16 protein-coding genes and 1 pseudogene are annotated in these 13851 nt (G+C 70.6%); 13 read left to right on the top strand and 4 right to left on the bottom strand.

The features are described 5' to 3' along the window. Positions 1–314: 314 nt before the first annotated feature. A complete protein-coding gene (locus tag B277_RS09420) occupies positions 315–1268 on the top strand; it encodes a heme o synthase (protein ID WP_007927587.1) in 954 nt (317 codons plus the stop codon). A gap of 259 nt (positions 1269–1527) precedes the next feature. Here the strand turns inward: B277_RS09420 and B277_RS09415 are convergent, their stop codons facing one another. Genes B277_RS09415 through B277_RS09405 form a run of 3 tightly spaced genes read right to left on the bottom strand, consistent with a single transcriptional unit; the run spans position 1528 to position 3952 of the window. Continuing rightward, a complete protein-coding gene (locus tag B277_RS09415; RefSeq protein WP_007927586.1) occupies positions 1528–2439 on the bottom strand; it encodes a COX15/CtaA family protein in 912 nt (303 codons plus the stop codon). A gap of 54 nt (positions 2440–2493) precedes the next feature. After that, complete coding sequence (locus tag B277_RS09410) at positions 2494–3252, bottom strand: ABC transporter permease (protein WP_007927585.1); 759 nt, start codon at positions 3250–3252, stop codon at positions 2494–2496. Next, positions 3242–3952: an ABC transporter ATP-binding protein gene (locus tag B277_RS09405; protein WP_007927584.1), complete on the bottom strand. Its 711-nt coding sequence runs from the start codon at positions 3950–3952 to the stop codon at positions 3242–3244. Before B277_RS09405 ends, B277_RS09410 begins: the two co-directional genes overlap by 11 nt. Before the next feature lie 87 nt (positions 3953–4039). Here B277_RS09405 and B277_RS09400 point away from each other — a divergent pair, with 87 nt between their 5' ends. The 10 genes and pseudogenes from B277_RS09400 to B277_RS19090 form a co-directional block, all read left to right on the top strand. Continuing rightward, positions 4040–4780, top strand: a complete 741-nt coding sequence (locus tag B277_RS09400; protein WP_007927583.1) for a helix-turn-helix transcriptional regulator — start codon at positions 4040–4042, stop codon at positions 4778–4780. Beyond that, a complete protein-coding gene (gene sufB, locus B277_RS09395; RefSeq protein ID WP_007927581.1) occupies positions 4777–6198 on the top strand; it encodes a Fe-S cluster assembly protein SufB in 1422 nt (473 codons plus the stop codon). The genes B277_RS09400 and sufB overlap by 4 nt, the downstream gene beginning before the upstream one ends. Beyond that, the gene (sufD, locus tag B277_RS09390) at positions 6198–7367 is read left to right on the top strand and encodes a Fe-S cluster assembly protein SufD (protein WP_007927579.1); all 1170 of its coding nucleotides are present in this window, start codon (positions 6198–6200) and stop codon (positions 7365–7367) included. The genes sufB and sufD overlap by 1 nt, the downstream gene beginning before the upstream one ends. Beyond that, complete coding sequence (locus tag B277_RS09385; protein WP_007927575.1) at positions 7364–7699, top strand: non-heme iron oxygenase ferredoxin subunit; 336 nt, start codon at positions 7364–7366, stop codon at positions 7697–7699. Before sufD ends, B277_RS09385 begins: the two co-directional genes overlap by 4 nt. A gap of 33 nt (positions 7700–7732) precedes the next feature. Next, positions 7733–8512: a Fe-S cluster assembly ATPase SufC gene (gene sufC / locus B277_RS09380; protein WP_007927573.1), complete on the top strand. Its 780-nt coding sequence runs from the start codon at positions 7733–7735 to the stop codon at positions 8510–8512. A 2-nt stretch (positions 8513–8514) separates the two neighbouring features. Continuing rightward, positions 8515–9795, top strand: coding sequence for a SufS family cysteine desulfurase (locus tag B277_RS09375; protein WP_007927571.1), 1281 nt, complete (start codon positions 8515–8517; stop codon positions 9793–9795). Then, entirely contained in the window at positions 9795–10265 is a 471-nt protein-coding gene (gene sufU / locus B277_RS09370) for a Fe-S cluster assembly sulfur transfer protein SufU (RefSeq protein ID WP_007927569.1), read from the top strand. Before B277_RS09375 ends, sufU begins: the two co-directional genes overlap by 1 nt. Beyond that, positions 10262–10591 (top strand): metal-sulfur cluster assembly factor, encoded by a 330-nt coding sequence (locus B277_RS09365; protein WP_007927567.1) that lies wholly within the window; start codon positions 10262–10264, stop codon positions 10589–10591. The genes sufU and B277_RS09365 overlap by 4 nt, the downstream gene beginning before the upstream one ends. Before the next feature lie 11 nt (positions 10592–10602). Further along, on the top strand, positions 10603–10860 hold the full coding sequence (locus B277_RS19095; RefSeq protein WP_007927564.1) for a hypothetical protein: 258 nt from the start codon (positions 10603–10605) through the stop codon (positions 10858–10860). Between the two features lie 12 nt (positions 10861–10872). Next, positions 10873–11163: pseudogene (locus tag B277_RS19090) on the top strand (Vms1/Ankzf1 family peptidyl-tRNA hydrolase); the annotation flags it as partial. An 8-nt stretch (positions 11164–11171) separates the two neighbouring features. On the opposite strand, the gene B277_RS09355 reads toward B277_RS19090, so the two are convergent. Beyond that, entirely contained in the window at positions 11172–11891 is a 720-nt protein-coding gene (locus B277_RS09355; protein WP_007927562.1) for a neutral zinc metallopeptidase, read from the bottom strand. 309 nt (positions 11892–12200) lie between these two features. Here B277_RS09355 and B277_RS20500 point away from each other — a divergent pair, with 309 nt between their 5' ends. Beyond that, a complete protein-coding gene (locus B277_RS20500) occupies positions 12201–12824 on the top strand; it encodes an ATP-binding cassette domain-containing protein (protein ID WP_007927558.1) in 624 nt (207 codons plus the stop codon). 92 nt (positions 12825–12916) lie between these two features. Next, positions 12917–13798: an ABC-F family ATP-binding cassette domain-containing protein gene (locus B277_RS20495; protein ID WP_007927553.1), complete on the top strand. Its 882-nt coding sequence runs from the start codon at positions 12917–12919 to the stop codon at positions 13796–13798. The last annotated feature ends 53 nt before the right edge of the window (positions 13799–13851 follow it).

Raw genomic sequence — 13851 nt, 5'->3', positions numbered from 1 at the left:
GGCAGGTCGCTCGATCGGGACGAGGTGCCGGCCGGGCCGGCGGGGTTGGCCGAGGTCACGGTGCGGGTCGTTCCCTTTGAGGCAGCACGACCGGCTGCCTTCTTCGCGGGAGCCTTGGGCGAGGTGTCGGTGTCCGTGCTCACGGAGGACCTTTCTGCTGCGGGAGCGTGCGTGCTGCTGTCCACACTAGTGCGCGCCCGATGTGTGCGACGCCGCGTGGGGCGGGGCCGGACCCGTGGTGCGGCACGGGTACAGTGGGACCCGGCCGTACCCCGGTGCGGCCGGTCCCCTCACCCCTTCGGCAAAGGCAGTCCGTGACCACTCTCGAGTCGACGCGCGAGCTGTCGCCGGCGACCCGCCCGTGGCGGCGCACCGTGCGTGCGTACGTCGCGCTGACGAAGCCTCGGATCATCGAGCTGCTCCTCGTGACGACGGTCCCGGTGATGTTCCTCGCGGAGCGCGGCGTCCCCTCCCTCTCGCTCATCGTGCTCACCCTCGTCGGTGGCAGCCTGAGCGCGGGCGCGGCCAACACCTTCAACATGGTCTACGACCGGGACATCGACGCCCAGATGGGGCGGACGCAGAACCGGCCGCTCGTCACGGGCGAGGCCACCCCCCGCGGCGCGCTGATCTTCGGCTTCGTGCTGACCGCCCTGTCCACTGCTTGGCTGTGGTTCTTCGTCAACCCGCTGTCGGCGGGCCTCTCGCTCGCGGCGATCGTCCTCTACGCCGTCGGCTACACGATGATCCTCAAGCGGCGCACGCCGCAAAACATCGTGTGGGGCGGCATCGCCGGGTGCATGCCCACGCTCATCGGGTGGTCCGCCGTGACCGACTCCGTCGGCTGGCCGGCGATCATCCTCTTCCTCGTCATCTTCTTCTGGACGCCCCCGCACTACTGGCCGCTGTCGATGAGCTTTTCCGACGACTACGCGCGAGCCGGGGTGCCGATGCTGCCCGTCGTCGAGCAGATGACGACCGTTGCCCGCCAGATCGTCGCCTACTCCTGGGTCATGGTCCTCACTTCCCTGGCCCTCGTGCCTGTCGCCGACATGGGCTGGGTCTACCTCGGCGCCGCCCTCGTCTCGGGTGCGCTCTTCGTCGGCGAGGCGCACCGGCTGCTGGCCACGGCGCGGCGCGGCGAGACGAAGCAGTCGGTGCTCAAGCCGATGCGTCTCTTCCACTTCTCGATCACCTACGTAACGCTGCTCTTCCTCGGCGTGGCGATCGACCCGCTGCTGCACCTGCCGCTGCCCGGCCTCTCCTGAGTCCCGCCTGTCCGGCACTGCCCGCGTGGTCGGGTCCTCCTGCTCTGACGCGGCCGAAGGGAGCAGGTCGGCGTTGGGAAACGTGCGCCGCCACTGATCCACCAGCGTCACCTGGTCGCACAGCGGCGCATGTTCCTTGAGTCGCGCCGACCTGCCCCCTTCGTCTGCTGCTGCCATCGCCGGGTCGAAGAAGGAGCGCCCGCTCGAGCGGGCGGTCCTTCTTCGACACACGCGGCTGAGGGGCGCGTGGGCCCCGCCCTCAGTCGGCGGGGAGGGTGTCCGGGGTGCGGGACAAGACGATCGCGCGGGTGATGGCGACGACGAGGAGGCTGGCACCGAGCATGTGGGCCAGGACGAGGACCTCGGGCAGCTTGGTGAGGTACTGGACGTAGCCGACGAGGCCCTGGGCGAGGGTGACCCACAGGACGACCCACCACGCGCGGGCGGGGCCGGCGGCTCGCTCGGTGAGCTTGGCGCCCAGCCAGACGGCGACGCAGATGCCGACGAAGAGCATCACGGCGTCGGCGTGGAGCCACGAGATGGTGCGCGGGTCGAAGCCCGTGCGGGCCGGGGTGTCGGCGTCACCGGAGTGCGGCCCGGAGCCGGTGACGACCGTGCCGAGCACGAGCACGACGGCGGCGATGGCGACGAGCAGCCACTGCAGGCGGGTGACGACCGGGTGGAGCAGGGACCGGGTGCGGCCCGAGGGCTGCCGCTGGCGCCAGTAGAGCCAGGCCGACACGGCGATGAGCCCCATCGAGCACAGGAAGTGGAAGGCGACGATCCACGGGTTCAGCCCGGTGCGCACGGTGATGCCCCCGACGATCGCCTGGGCGAGGATACCGGCCATGACGACCCAGGTGCCGATGAGGAGCTCGCGCCGGTCACGCGCCCAGCGGTAGAGCGCGATGAGCAGCGCCAGCGCGACGAAACCGAGCAGCCCGGTGAGCGTCCGGTTGCCGAACTCGATGAGCTTGTGGATGCCCTCCTCCTGCTCGACGGTCGGTACGTAGGAGCCGGGGACGCACTCGGGCCAGGTCGGGCAGCCGAGGCCGGAGCCGGTGAGGCGGACGAGCCCGCCCGTGACGACGATCCCGACCTCGACGATCAGGTTGAGCAGGAGCAGGCGCGTCAGCCACGTGCGGGCGGCCTGGGGGAGGTTCTCGGGCACCCCACTACGGTATGTCGTAGCCGCGGGACCGCGGACCACCGGGTCCGACGGTGGTCAGTCTCGCCAGCGGAAGAAGCGCACGACGCCGAGGCTGAGCACCGAGCCCCACCCCACGAGGACGAGCCAGGGCAGGAACGGCACGCCGTCGCCGGTGAGGGCCTGGCGCAGGGCATCACCGAGCGCGCCCGACGGCAGCCAGCGCACGACCGCGTCGAGCCCGCCGACGGTGTCGCCGGGCAGGAGCAGCCCGCCGGCCCCGGCGAGCAGGACCCACACGAGGTTGGCCACCGCGAGCACGGCCTCGGCGCGCAGCACCCCGGCGAGCAGCAGGGCGAGGGTGACGAAGACCCACACCCCGAGCGCCGCGCTCACCGGCGTCACGAGCAGACCGAGCGGGTCGGGGCGCCAGCCGAGGACGGCCGCGACGACGCCGAGGACGACGAGCTGGCCGGCGACGACGGACGCGACGGCCAGGGCCTTGCCGGCGAGCAGCCCGTCGGTGCCGACGGGCGAGGTCGCGAGCAGGCGCAGCACGCCGTAGCGCCGGTCGAAGGCGGTCTGGATCGCCTGACCGGTGAAGGCCGTCGAGACGATGGCGAGAGCGAGCACACCGGGTGCGACGAGCGCGATCCGCGGCGCGGGCAGGTCGGGGTACGAGCTCGCGGTCAGGGCGAGCATGGCGAGCACGGGCAGGACGAGCGAGACGAGCAGCTGCTCGCCGTTGCGCACCAGGATCTCGGCCTCGAAGCGCGCCTGGGCCAGGATCCGCCGGCCGCTCGGCTGGACGGTGCTCGTCGTGGTCTCAGCGGTCACGCAGGCCTCCGGTGAGCGCGAAGTAGGCGTCCTCGAGACGAGCACCGTCGGCGATCTCGTCGGGCGTGCCGTCGGCCACGACCCGGCCGCCGGCGAGGATGACGACCCGGTCGGCGAGGCGCTCGGCCTCCTCGAACCCGTGCGTCGTGACGACGAGGGCCACGCCCTCGTCGCGCCGCTCGCGCAGCAGGTCCCACACGTCCAGGCGGGCGTGCGGGTCCAGCCCGGCGGTCGGCTCGTCGAGGAAGGCGACCTCGGGGTCGCCGAGCAGGGCTGCGGCCAGGGCGACCCGCTGGCGCTGGCCGCCGCTCAGACGACGGACCGGCGTGCGGGCGAAGGGGGTGATGTCGAGTCGGTCGACGAGCTCCGCGGCGCGGTGGGTCCGGTGGAGCCGGCCGAGGTGGGCGAGCAGGCGGGTGGCCGGCACGCTCTGGGGGAGCCCGCCGTCCTGGAGCATGACCCCGACCCGGGCGCGGTGCTCGGCGCTGGCCTGCCAGGGGTCGGTGCCGAGGACCCGGCAGCTGCCGGAGTCCGGCCGCTGCAGACCCTCGAGGCACTCGATGGTCGTCGTCTTTCCGGCGCCGTTGGGTCCGAGCACGCAGGTGATCTGCCCGGTCTCGGCAGCCCACGAAGCCCCGTCGACGGCGACGGTGTCACCGAAGACGCGGCGCAGGTCCTCCACGACGACGGCACGAGTCACAGCAGGCGAGTCTAGGCAGCAGGTGCTCCCGACCGTGGTTAGGGGGGCCTTTGTTGTGCTGTGTGTCGATTTACATAACATGGATGTGTGGTTATTTCCCCGCGAGCACCGAGGGCGTCGGCCGACGACGCCCGGATCAACGATGCCGCGTCGCGGGATGCCCGCACCCGAGACCGCGTCCTCGCCCTCATCAGCGAGCGTGGGCCCATCACGGCGGCGGACCTCGCGGCCGACCTGGGGCTCACCGCGACGGGCGTGCGCCGCCACCTCGACCAGCTCGCCGAGAGCGGCGCCGTGACCAGCCGCGCCCCGCACATGGGCAAGCGCGGTCGCGGTCGCCCGGCTCGTGAGTGGGTCGTCGGTGAGATCGGTCACGACCACCTGACCTCCGACTACGACGAGCTGGCGGCCGACGCCGTGCGCTTCGTGCGCGAGACCGCGGGCGACAAGGCGGTGCGTGCCTTCGCCGACCAGCGGGTCCGCGCACTCGAGGAGCGCTGCTCCGCCGAGATCGACCGTGCCGGCGACGACCCGGCCGCACGGACCGCGGCGCTCGTCGACGCCCTTCGCTCCGAGGGCTACGCTGCCAGCGCCCGCACGGTCGGCGACGACGTCGTCGTCGGCCTCCAGCTGTGCCAGGGCCACTGCCCGGTCCAGCACGTCGCCGCGGAGTTCCCCGAGTTGTGCGAGGCGGAGACCGACGCCTTCAGCCGCCTCCTCGGAGTCCACGTCCAACGCCTGGCCACCCTGGCCCAGGGCGATCACGTCTGCACCACCTTCGTCCCCACCCCGGGGGCGCGTCCCCACACAGAGAGGTCCACCCGATGAGCACCAACATCGAAGAGCTCAACCCAGGGCTCAAGGACATCGGCAAGTACGAGTTCGGCTGGGCCGATGCCGACACCGCGGGTGCCAGCGCCAAGCGCGGCCTCAACGAGGACGTCGTCAGCGACATCTCCGAGCGCAAGGGTGAGCCGCAGTGGATGCGCGACCTGCGTCTGAAGTCGCTGCGGCTCTTCGACAAGAAGCCCATGCCGAGCTGGGGCAGCGACCTCACCGGCATCGACTTCCAGAACATCAAGTACTTCGTGAAGTCCACGGAGAAGCAGGCCGCCTCCTGGGAGGACCTGCCCGAGGACATCAAGAACACCTACGACAAGCTCGGCATCCCCGAGGCGGAGAAGCAGCGCCTCGTCGCCGGTGTCGCGGCGCAGTACGAGTCGGAGGTCGTCTACCACCAGATCCGTGAGGACCTGGAGGAGAAGGGCGTCATCTTCGTCGACACGGACACGGGCCTGCGTGAGCACGAGGACCTCTTCCGCGAGTACTTCGGCACCGTCATCCCCGCCGGTGACAACAAGTTCTCCGCGCTCAACACCGCAGTGTGGTCGGGTGGCTCCTTCATCTACGTGCCGCCGGGTGTCCACGTCGACATCCCGCTGCAGGCCTACTTCCGGATCAACACCGAAAACATGGGCCAGTTCGAGCGGACGCTCATCATCGCCGACGAGGGCTCGTACGTGCACTACGTCGAGGGCTGCACCGCGCCGATCTACAAGACCGACTCGCTGCACAGCGCCGTCGTCGAGATCGTCGTCAAGAAGAACGCCCGCGTGCGCTACACGACGATCCAGAACTGGTCCAACAACGTCTACAACCTCGTCACCAAGCGCACCACGGTCGCCGAGGGCGGCACGATGGAGTGGGTCGACGGCAACATCGGCTCCAAGGTGACGATGAAGTACCCCGCGTGCTTCCTCCTCGGCGAGCACGCGAAGGGCGAGACCCTCTCGATCGCCTTCGCCGGCGAGGGCCAGCACCAGGACGCGGGCGCCAAGATGGTGCACGCGGCCCCCAACACGTCGAGCTCGATCGTCTCCAAGTCCGTCGCCCGTGGCGGCGGTCGCACCTCCTACCGAGGCCTCGTGCAGGTCCTCGAGGGCGCGACCAACAGCAAGTCCTCGGTCGTGTGCGACGCGCTGCTCGTCGACACGATCAGCCGCTCCGACACCTACCCCTACGTCGACGTCCGCGAGGACGACGTGCAGATGGGTCACGAGGCGACCGTCTCCAAGGTCTCGGCCGACCAGCTCTTCTACCTCATGTCCCGCGGCATGAGCGAGGAGGAGGCCATGGCGATGATCGTGCGCGGCTTCGTCGAGCCCATCGCGCGTGAGCTGCCGATGGAGTACGCCCTCGAGCTCAACCGCCTCATCGAACTCCAGATGGAAGGAGCCGTCGGCTGATGGCCCTGCTGACCGACTCGGGCCCCCAGGCCCACACGCACTCCGCCGAAACCCTCGTGCCGGACCAGTCGCGCGCGGAGCGCACCCGCTCGTGGGAGGTCGCCGACTTCCCCGTCCCGCAGGGACGGGAGGAGGACTGGCGCTTCACGCCCGTCGGGCGTCTGGCCGAGCTCTTCACCGACGAAGGGGGCTCCGCCACCCTGTCCGTCGAGCACGACCTGCCGCAGGGCGTCACCCGGACGCAGATCCCGGCGGCCGAGGCCCGCACCGCGGGCGTGCCGCTGCCGGCCGACCGCGCGGCCGCCGTCGCGGCCAGCGGTGACTCGGTCGTCGTCATCGACGTCCCGGCCGAGGCCGAGCTCGCCGAGCCGGTGCGCGTGCACCTGACGGGCGAGGCCGGCGAGCCGGTGCGCGCCCACCACCTCGTGCGCGTGGGTGCCTTCGCCAAGGCGACCCTCGTCGTCGAGCACTCGGGCACCGCCGAGTACACCGAGCTGCTGTCCGTCATCGCCGGCGACTCGGCCCAGCTGACGATCGTCAGCCTCCAGGACTGGGAGGACGACGCGGTCCACCTCGGCCAGCACGACGTCGTCGTCGGTCGGGACGCGAGCGTGCGCCACATCGCCATCACCATCGGCGGCGGCATCGTCCGGCTCAACACCAATGCCTCCTACGCGGGCCCCGGCGGCTCCTTCGAGGCCTTCGGCGTGTACTTCGCCGACGCGGGCCAGCACCTGGAGCACCGGCTCTTCGTCGACCACGAGGCGCCGCACTGCTCGAGCAATGTCGAGTACAAGGGCGCGCTACAGGGCGAGACCGCGCACACCGTGTGGGTCGGCGACGTCCTGATCCGCGCCGCGGCCGAGGGCACCGAGACCTACGAGCTCAACCGCAACCTCGTGCTCACCGACGGTGCGCGGGCGGACTCCGTGCCCAATCTCGAGATCGAGACCGGCGAGATCGTCGGTGCGGGTCACGCCTCGACGACGGGCCGCTTCGACGACCAGCAGCTCTTCTACCTGCAGTCGCGCGGTGTGCCCGAGGACGAGGCCCGTCGCCTCGTCGTGCGCGGCTTCTTCAACAGCATCGTCCAGCGCATCGGTGACGCCGACATCAGCGAGCGCATCATGCGGGCGATCGACGTCGAGCTCGAAGGGGGCGCAGCGTGACCACCCCTGACGAAACGGACTTCGTGCGGGTGTGCGGCGTCGACGAGCTGCCGGCCGTCGGTGCGGCCAAGGCCGACATCGACGGGCGCCTCGTTGCCATGGTGCGCACCGAGGACGGCACCGTCCACGCGATCGACGACACGTGCACGCACGCCAACGTCTCGCTCTCCGAGGGCGAGGTGGAGGACTGCAGCATCGAGTGCTGGCTGCACGGCTCCCGCTTCGACCTCCTCACCGGCCGACCGAGCCACCTCCCGGCGACGGTCCCCGTGGCGGTCCACACCGTCCGCGTGACCGACGACGGTGACGTCCTCGTCGCCTTGGCCGGCTGACCCCACACTTCCTCCAGACAAGGACAACAGATCATGGCAACGCTTGAGATCAAGGACCTGCACGTCAGCGTCGAGACCGAGGATGGCCCCAAGGAGATCCTCAAGGGCGTCACCCTCACCATCAACTCCGGTGAGACGCACGCCATCATGGGCCCCAACGGCTCGGGCAAGTCGACCCTGGCCTACTCCATCGCGGGCCACCCGAAGTACACCGTCACCTCCGGCGAGGTCACCCTCGACGGCGAGGACGTGCTGTCGATGTCCGTCGACGAGCGCGCCCGCGCCGGTCTCTTCCTCGCGATGCAGTACCCCGTCGAGGTCCCGGGGGTCACGGTGAGCAACTTCCTGCGCACGGCCAAGACCGCCATCGACGGCGAGGCGCCCAAGCTGCGCACGTGGGTCAAGGAGGTGCGCGGCACGATGGACGAGCTGCGCATGGACCCCGCCTTCGCGGAGCGCAACGTCAACGAGGGCTTTTCCGGTGGGGAGAAGAAGCGCCACGAGATCCTCCAGATGGAGCTGCTCAAGCCGAAGTTCGCCGTCCTCGACGAGACCGACTCCGGCCTGGACGTCGACGCCCTCCGCGTCGTCTCCGAGGGTGTCAACCGCGCCAAGGAGGCCACCGGATCCGGCGTCCTGCTCATCACCCACTACACGCGGATCCTGCGGTACATCACCCCGCAGTTCGTCCACGTCTTCGTCGACGGCAAGATCGCCGAGCAGGGTGGCCCCGAGCTCGCCGACCAGCTCGAGGCCGAGGGCTACGACCGCTTCATCGCGACGGGGGAGCCCGCCACGACCGCGGGGGCCTGAGCATGACTGCGCAGCTGATCCCCGAGGGTGAGCTGGCCGCGATCCGCGGCCAGTTCCCCATCCTCGAGCGCACCGTGCGTGGGGACAAGCCGCTCGTCTACCTCGACTCCGGCGCCACCTCGCACAAGCCGCTCGCGGTCCTCGACGCCGAGCGCGACTTCCTCGTCACGGCCAACTCCGCCCCGCACCGCGGCGCGCACGCGCTGTCGGAGGAGGCCACGGAGGCCTACGAGGCCGCTCGCGCCGACATCGCCCGCTTCATCGGTGCGCAGGAGCGCGAGGTCGTCTTCACCAAAAATGCGACCGAGGCGCTCAACCTGGCCGCCTACGCCTTCTCCAACGCGGAGGTGGGCTCCCCCCTTCGTCTGGGGGAGGGCGACGAGGTGCTCATCACCGAGGCCGAGCACCACGCCAACCTCGTGCCGTGGCAGGAGCTGTGCCGGCGCACCGGTGCCACCCTGCGGTGGATCGGGGTCACCGACGACGGCCGGCTCGACCTCGACCAGCTCGACGAGCTGGTCACCGAGCGGACCAAGGTCATGGCCTTCACCCACGCGTCCAACGTGCTGGGTGCCGTCAGCGACGTGCCGCGTCTCGTCGCCGCGGCGAAGTCCGTCGGCGCGATCACCGTGCTCGACGCCTGCCAGTCGGTGCCGCACCTGCCGGTCGCGGTGCGCGAGCTCGGCGTCGACCTGCTCGCCTTCTCCGGCCACAAGATGTACGGCCCGAGCGGCATCGGTGTCCTCTGGGGCCGCTACGACCTGCTCGAGCAGATGCCCGCCTTCCTCACCGGTGGGTCGATGATCGAGGTCGTGCGGATGGAGGGCAGCACCTACGCGCCGCCGCCCACCCGCTTCGAGGCCGGCGTGCCGATGACCAGCCAGGCGATCGGTCTGGGTGCGGCCGTGCGCTGGATCCGTGACATCGGTCTGGAGCGCATCGCCGCGCACGAGCAGGCCCTCGCCGCGCAGCTGCTCGACGCGATCGCGCAGCGTCCGTGGGTGCGGCTCGTCGGCCCGGCCGACACCGTCCACCGGGGCGCGGCCGTCTCCTTCGTCGTCGACGGTGTCCACGCCCACGACGTGGGGCAGGTCCTCGACGACCAGGGCGTCGCCGTGCGCGTCGGCCACCACTGCGCGTGGCCGCTGCACCGCGCCTTCGGCGTCGCCGCCACCACGCGCGCGTCGCTCGCCGTGTACAACACGCCGGCCGAGATCGAGTCGCTCGTCACGGCGCTCGACCGCGTGCCGGAGATCTTCGGCGTGGATCGGGGTGCTGCCTGATGGACCTCTACCAGGAGCTGATCCTCGACCACTCCAAGCGCAAGGTCGGCCACGGCCTGCGTGAGGGCGAGGCCGCCGAGGTGCACCACGTGAACCCGACCTGTGGTGACGAGGTGACGCTGCGCGTCCACCTCGACGGCACCGGTCCCGAGGCGCACATCACCGACATCTCGTACGAGGCGATGGGCTGCTCGATCTCCATGGCGAGCGTGTCCATCCTCGCCGAGGAGGTCACCGGCGAGACCATCCACGAGGCGATGGACGTCCACGAGGCGATGCGCCAGATGCTCACCAGCCGGGGCCAGGACCCCGGCGACGAGGAGGTCATCGGCGACGGTGTCGCCCTCGCCGGCGTCGCCCAGTACCCCGCGCGCGTCAAGTGCGCCCTGCTGGGCTGGATGGCCCTCACCGACGCGCTGGCCCGGGCCGGCGTCGACGTCTCGACCACTTCCCAAGGAGAGAGCGCATGACCGCACAGGCCCCCACCCCGAGCAACGTCGCGGACGTCGAGGAGGCGCTGCGTGACGTCGTCGACCCCGAGCTGGGGATCAACGTCGTCGACCTCGGCCTCGTCTACGGCATCACCGTCGACCCGCAGAACCACGCGGTCATCGACATGACCCTCACCTCGGCCGCGTGCCCGCTGACCGACGTCATCGAGGACCAGGTCGACCAGGCCCTCAGCGACCTCGTCACCGACTCGCGGATCAACTGGGTCTGGATGCCGCCGTGGGGTCCGGACAAGATCACCGACGACGGGCGTGAGCAGCTGCGCGCCCTCGGCTTCAACATCTGAGCCACCACCGGATGGTCCGCACCGTCGAGGTCGACCCCGCTCGCCTCGACCGGTGGGTCGCCGGCTTCGCAGCCCGGCACGACGGCGTCACGCGCGCCGACGTGCCGGGCTCGTTCGTGCTCACCGGCGGGGACGGTGCGACCGCGACGGGGGAGCACTTCGACCACCCGCGCATCGGTCTCGTCCTCGTGCGGCGCGGCGGTCACGCCGTGGGCCGTGACGAAGGGGGCGAACTCCTCGCCCACACCTGCGGCACCGCGTATGTCTAGGGCAGGACGAAGAAGGGCGGCTGGAGCCAGCAGCGCTACGCGCGCCGGCGCGGCAACCAGACCGACGGGGTCATCGACAAGGTCGCCGACCTCGCGCTGCGCCACCTGCCTCGAGGTGCGCTCGACGCCCTCGTCGTCGGCGGCGACCGACGCATGGTCGAGCAGGTCCTCGACGACGAGCGGTTGGCCCACCTCCGCGACCTGCCGCGCCGGGAGCTGTGGGACCTGCCTGACCCGCGCTTCGCCGTGCTGCAGGAGGCAGCCCGTCGGGCCCGCTGCGTCCGGGTGGTCCTCAGGGACTGAGCCGCGACTCAGATGTTGTTGGGGTCGCTGACCTCGAAGGTGTCGCAGGAGTTGACCGAGTCGGCCTTCATCCCGCGCAGCAGCCAGGCCTGACGGGCCTTGGCCGAGCCGTGGGTCCAGGCCTCGGGCTGCACGCCGCCGCCGGACTTCTTCTGGATCTCGTCGTCGCCCACCGACTTGGCGGCACCCATCGCGTTCTTGACGTCGTCCTCGCTGATGTCGGTGATCAGTGCCTGTCCCTGGGAGTCCTCGGTCTGCGTCGCCGCCTTGATCCACATGCCGGCGAAGCAGTCGGCCATGAGCTCGACGCGCACGGCACCGGAGTCGGCGCCCTGGGGGTCCTTCTGCGCCTCGGGGAGGACGTTGTAGACGTTTTGGATGTGGTGGCCGTACTCGTGGGCGAGGACGTAGAGCTCGGCGAGCACGCCGTCCTCGGCGCCGAGCTGCTGCTCCATGATGTCGAAGAAGTCGGTGTCGATGAAGATCGACTCGTCGGTGGGGCAGTAGAAGGGGCCGACCTGGTTGCTCGCCGTGCCGCACTGCGACTGTGTCTGGCCCGTGTACACGATGACCTTGTTCGGGCCACGGAAGTCCTGCCCGGCGTTGTCGAGCGCCTTGGCCAGGTCGGGCTGCTCGCTCCAGAACTGGTGGAGACTGTTCTCGCCCAAGGTCATCAAGCAGCGACGATCCTTCTTGGCGTCGACGCCCTTCTTGCAGTTCTCCTGCACCCAGTTGTCGCCGGAGCCGGTCTCCTGCGAGCCGCCCCCCGCCCCCGGTGATGTCCCCGCCCATGAAGTAGATGATCAGGGTGATGATGATGCCGACGACGCCGCCACCCCCGGCGATGACCGGGCCGCGGCCCCCTCCGCCACCGCCGCCGCCCATCCGGGAGGTGTCGAGCGAGGCGTTGTCGTTGATGCTCATGGCTGGTCCTCCATGGGGCGCGGTCCGGGGACCGACGGCGGATGCGGTGACCCGTGGGTCTGCGACTTACACTAACGGCCGACCCACCCTCAGCACGTGCAGGAGAACCACCCGTGATCACAGCCAGCGGCATCGAGCTGCGCGCGGGGTCGCGGATCCTGCTCGAGGGGGCCTCCTTCCGGGTCGCCGCGGGCGACCGGGTGGGGCTCGTCGGACGCAACGGCGCCGGCAAGACGACGCTCACCAAGGTGCTCGCCGGGCAGGGCCAGCCCGCCGCCGGCAGCGTGACCAGCAGCGGAGGTATCGGCTACCTCCCGCAGGACCCGCGCACCGGTGACCTCACGGTGACGGCCCGGCAACGGATCCTGTCCGCCCGCGGTCTGGACCGCATCGTCACCGACCGACGCACGGCCGAGCAGCGCATGTCGAGCGCCGACCCCGAGACCCTCGAGCGGGCGATGGCGCGCTTCGCCCGCCTGCAGGAGGAGTTCGAGGCGGCCGGCGGCTACGCCGCGGAGTCGGAGGCGGCGAGCATCGCCTCGGCCCTCGGCATCGACGAAGGGCGTCTGGACCAGAGCCTCGAGACGCTCTCCGGCGGGCAGCGCCGCCGGGTGGAGCTCGCCCGGATCCTGTTTTCCGGCAACGAGACCCTGCTCCTCGACGAGCCGACCAACCACCTCGACGCCGACTCGATCGCCTGGCTGCGCGACCACCTGAAGAACTACAAGGGCGGCTGATCATCATCAGCCACGACGTCGACCTGCTCGAGGTCGTCGTCAACCGGGTCTTCCACCTCGACGCCAACCGCTGCGAGATCGACCAGTACAACATGGGCTGGAAGAACTACCTCCAGCAGCGCGAGACAGACGAGCGCCGCCGCAAGCGCGAGCTGCAGAACGCGCAGAAGAAGGCCGGCGCCCTGCTCGACCAGGCCGAGAAGATGCGCGCCAAGGCGACCAAGGCCACCGCTGCCCAGCAGATGATCAAGCGGGCCGAGCGGATGCTCGCCGGCGTCGAGGGGGAGCGGACCCAGGACCGCGTGGCCAAGCTGCGCTTCCCCGACCCCGCGCCCTGCGGGCGGACCCCCCTTCGCGCCTCTGGGCTCTCCCGCTCCTACGGGAGCCTGGAGATCTTCACCGACGTCGACCTCGCGATCGACAGGGGGAGCAAGGTCGTCGTGCTCGGTCTCAACGGCGCCGGCAAGACGACGCTGCTGCGGATGCTCGCCGGCGTCGATGCGCCGGACACCGGGCAGGTCGAGCCGGGGCACGGCCTCAAGCTCGGCTACTACGCCCAGGAGCACGAAAACCTCGACGTCGACCGCTCGGTCCTGGCCAACATGAAGTCGGCCGCACCCGACCTCGGCGAGACCGAGGTGCGCAAGGTCCTGGGCTCCTTCCTCTTCAGCGGCGACGACGTCGACAAGCCGGCCGGCGTGCTCTCCGGCGGGGAGAAGACGCGCCTGTCCCTCGCGCTCCTCGTCGTCTCGAGCGCCAACGTGCTGCTCCTCGACGAGCCGACCAACAACCTCGACCCTGCCAGCCGCGAGGAGATCCTCGGGGCGCTGTCGACCTTCAAGGGCGCGGTCGTGCTCGTCACGCACGACGAGGGTGCGGTCGACGCGCTGCAGCCGGAGCGGATCCTGCTGCTGCCCGACGGGGTCGAGGACTTCTACAACGCGGACTACCGCGACCTGATCACCCTCGCCTGAGCCAGCGGCGGGAGGTCTGAGCCGGTCGACCGCCAACTCCGGCACGTCGCGAG

This window comes from Janibacter hoylei PVAS-1, from assembly GCF_000297495.1.
In the GTDB taxonomy this organism is placed as follows: Bacteria; Actinomycetota; Actinomycetes; order Actinomycetales; family Dermatophilaceae; genus Janibacter; species Janibacter hoylei.
Note: the sequence above shows the minus strand (reverse complement) of the source record. Positions and strands in the feature narration are given on the sequence as shown.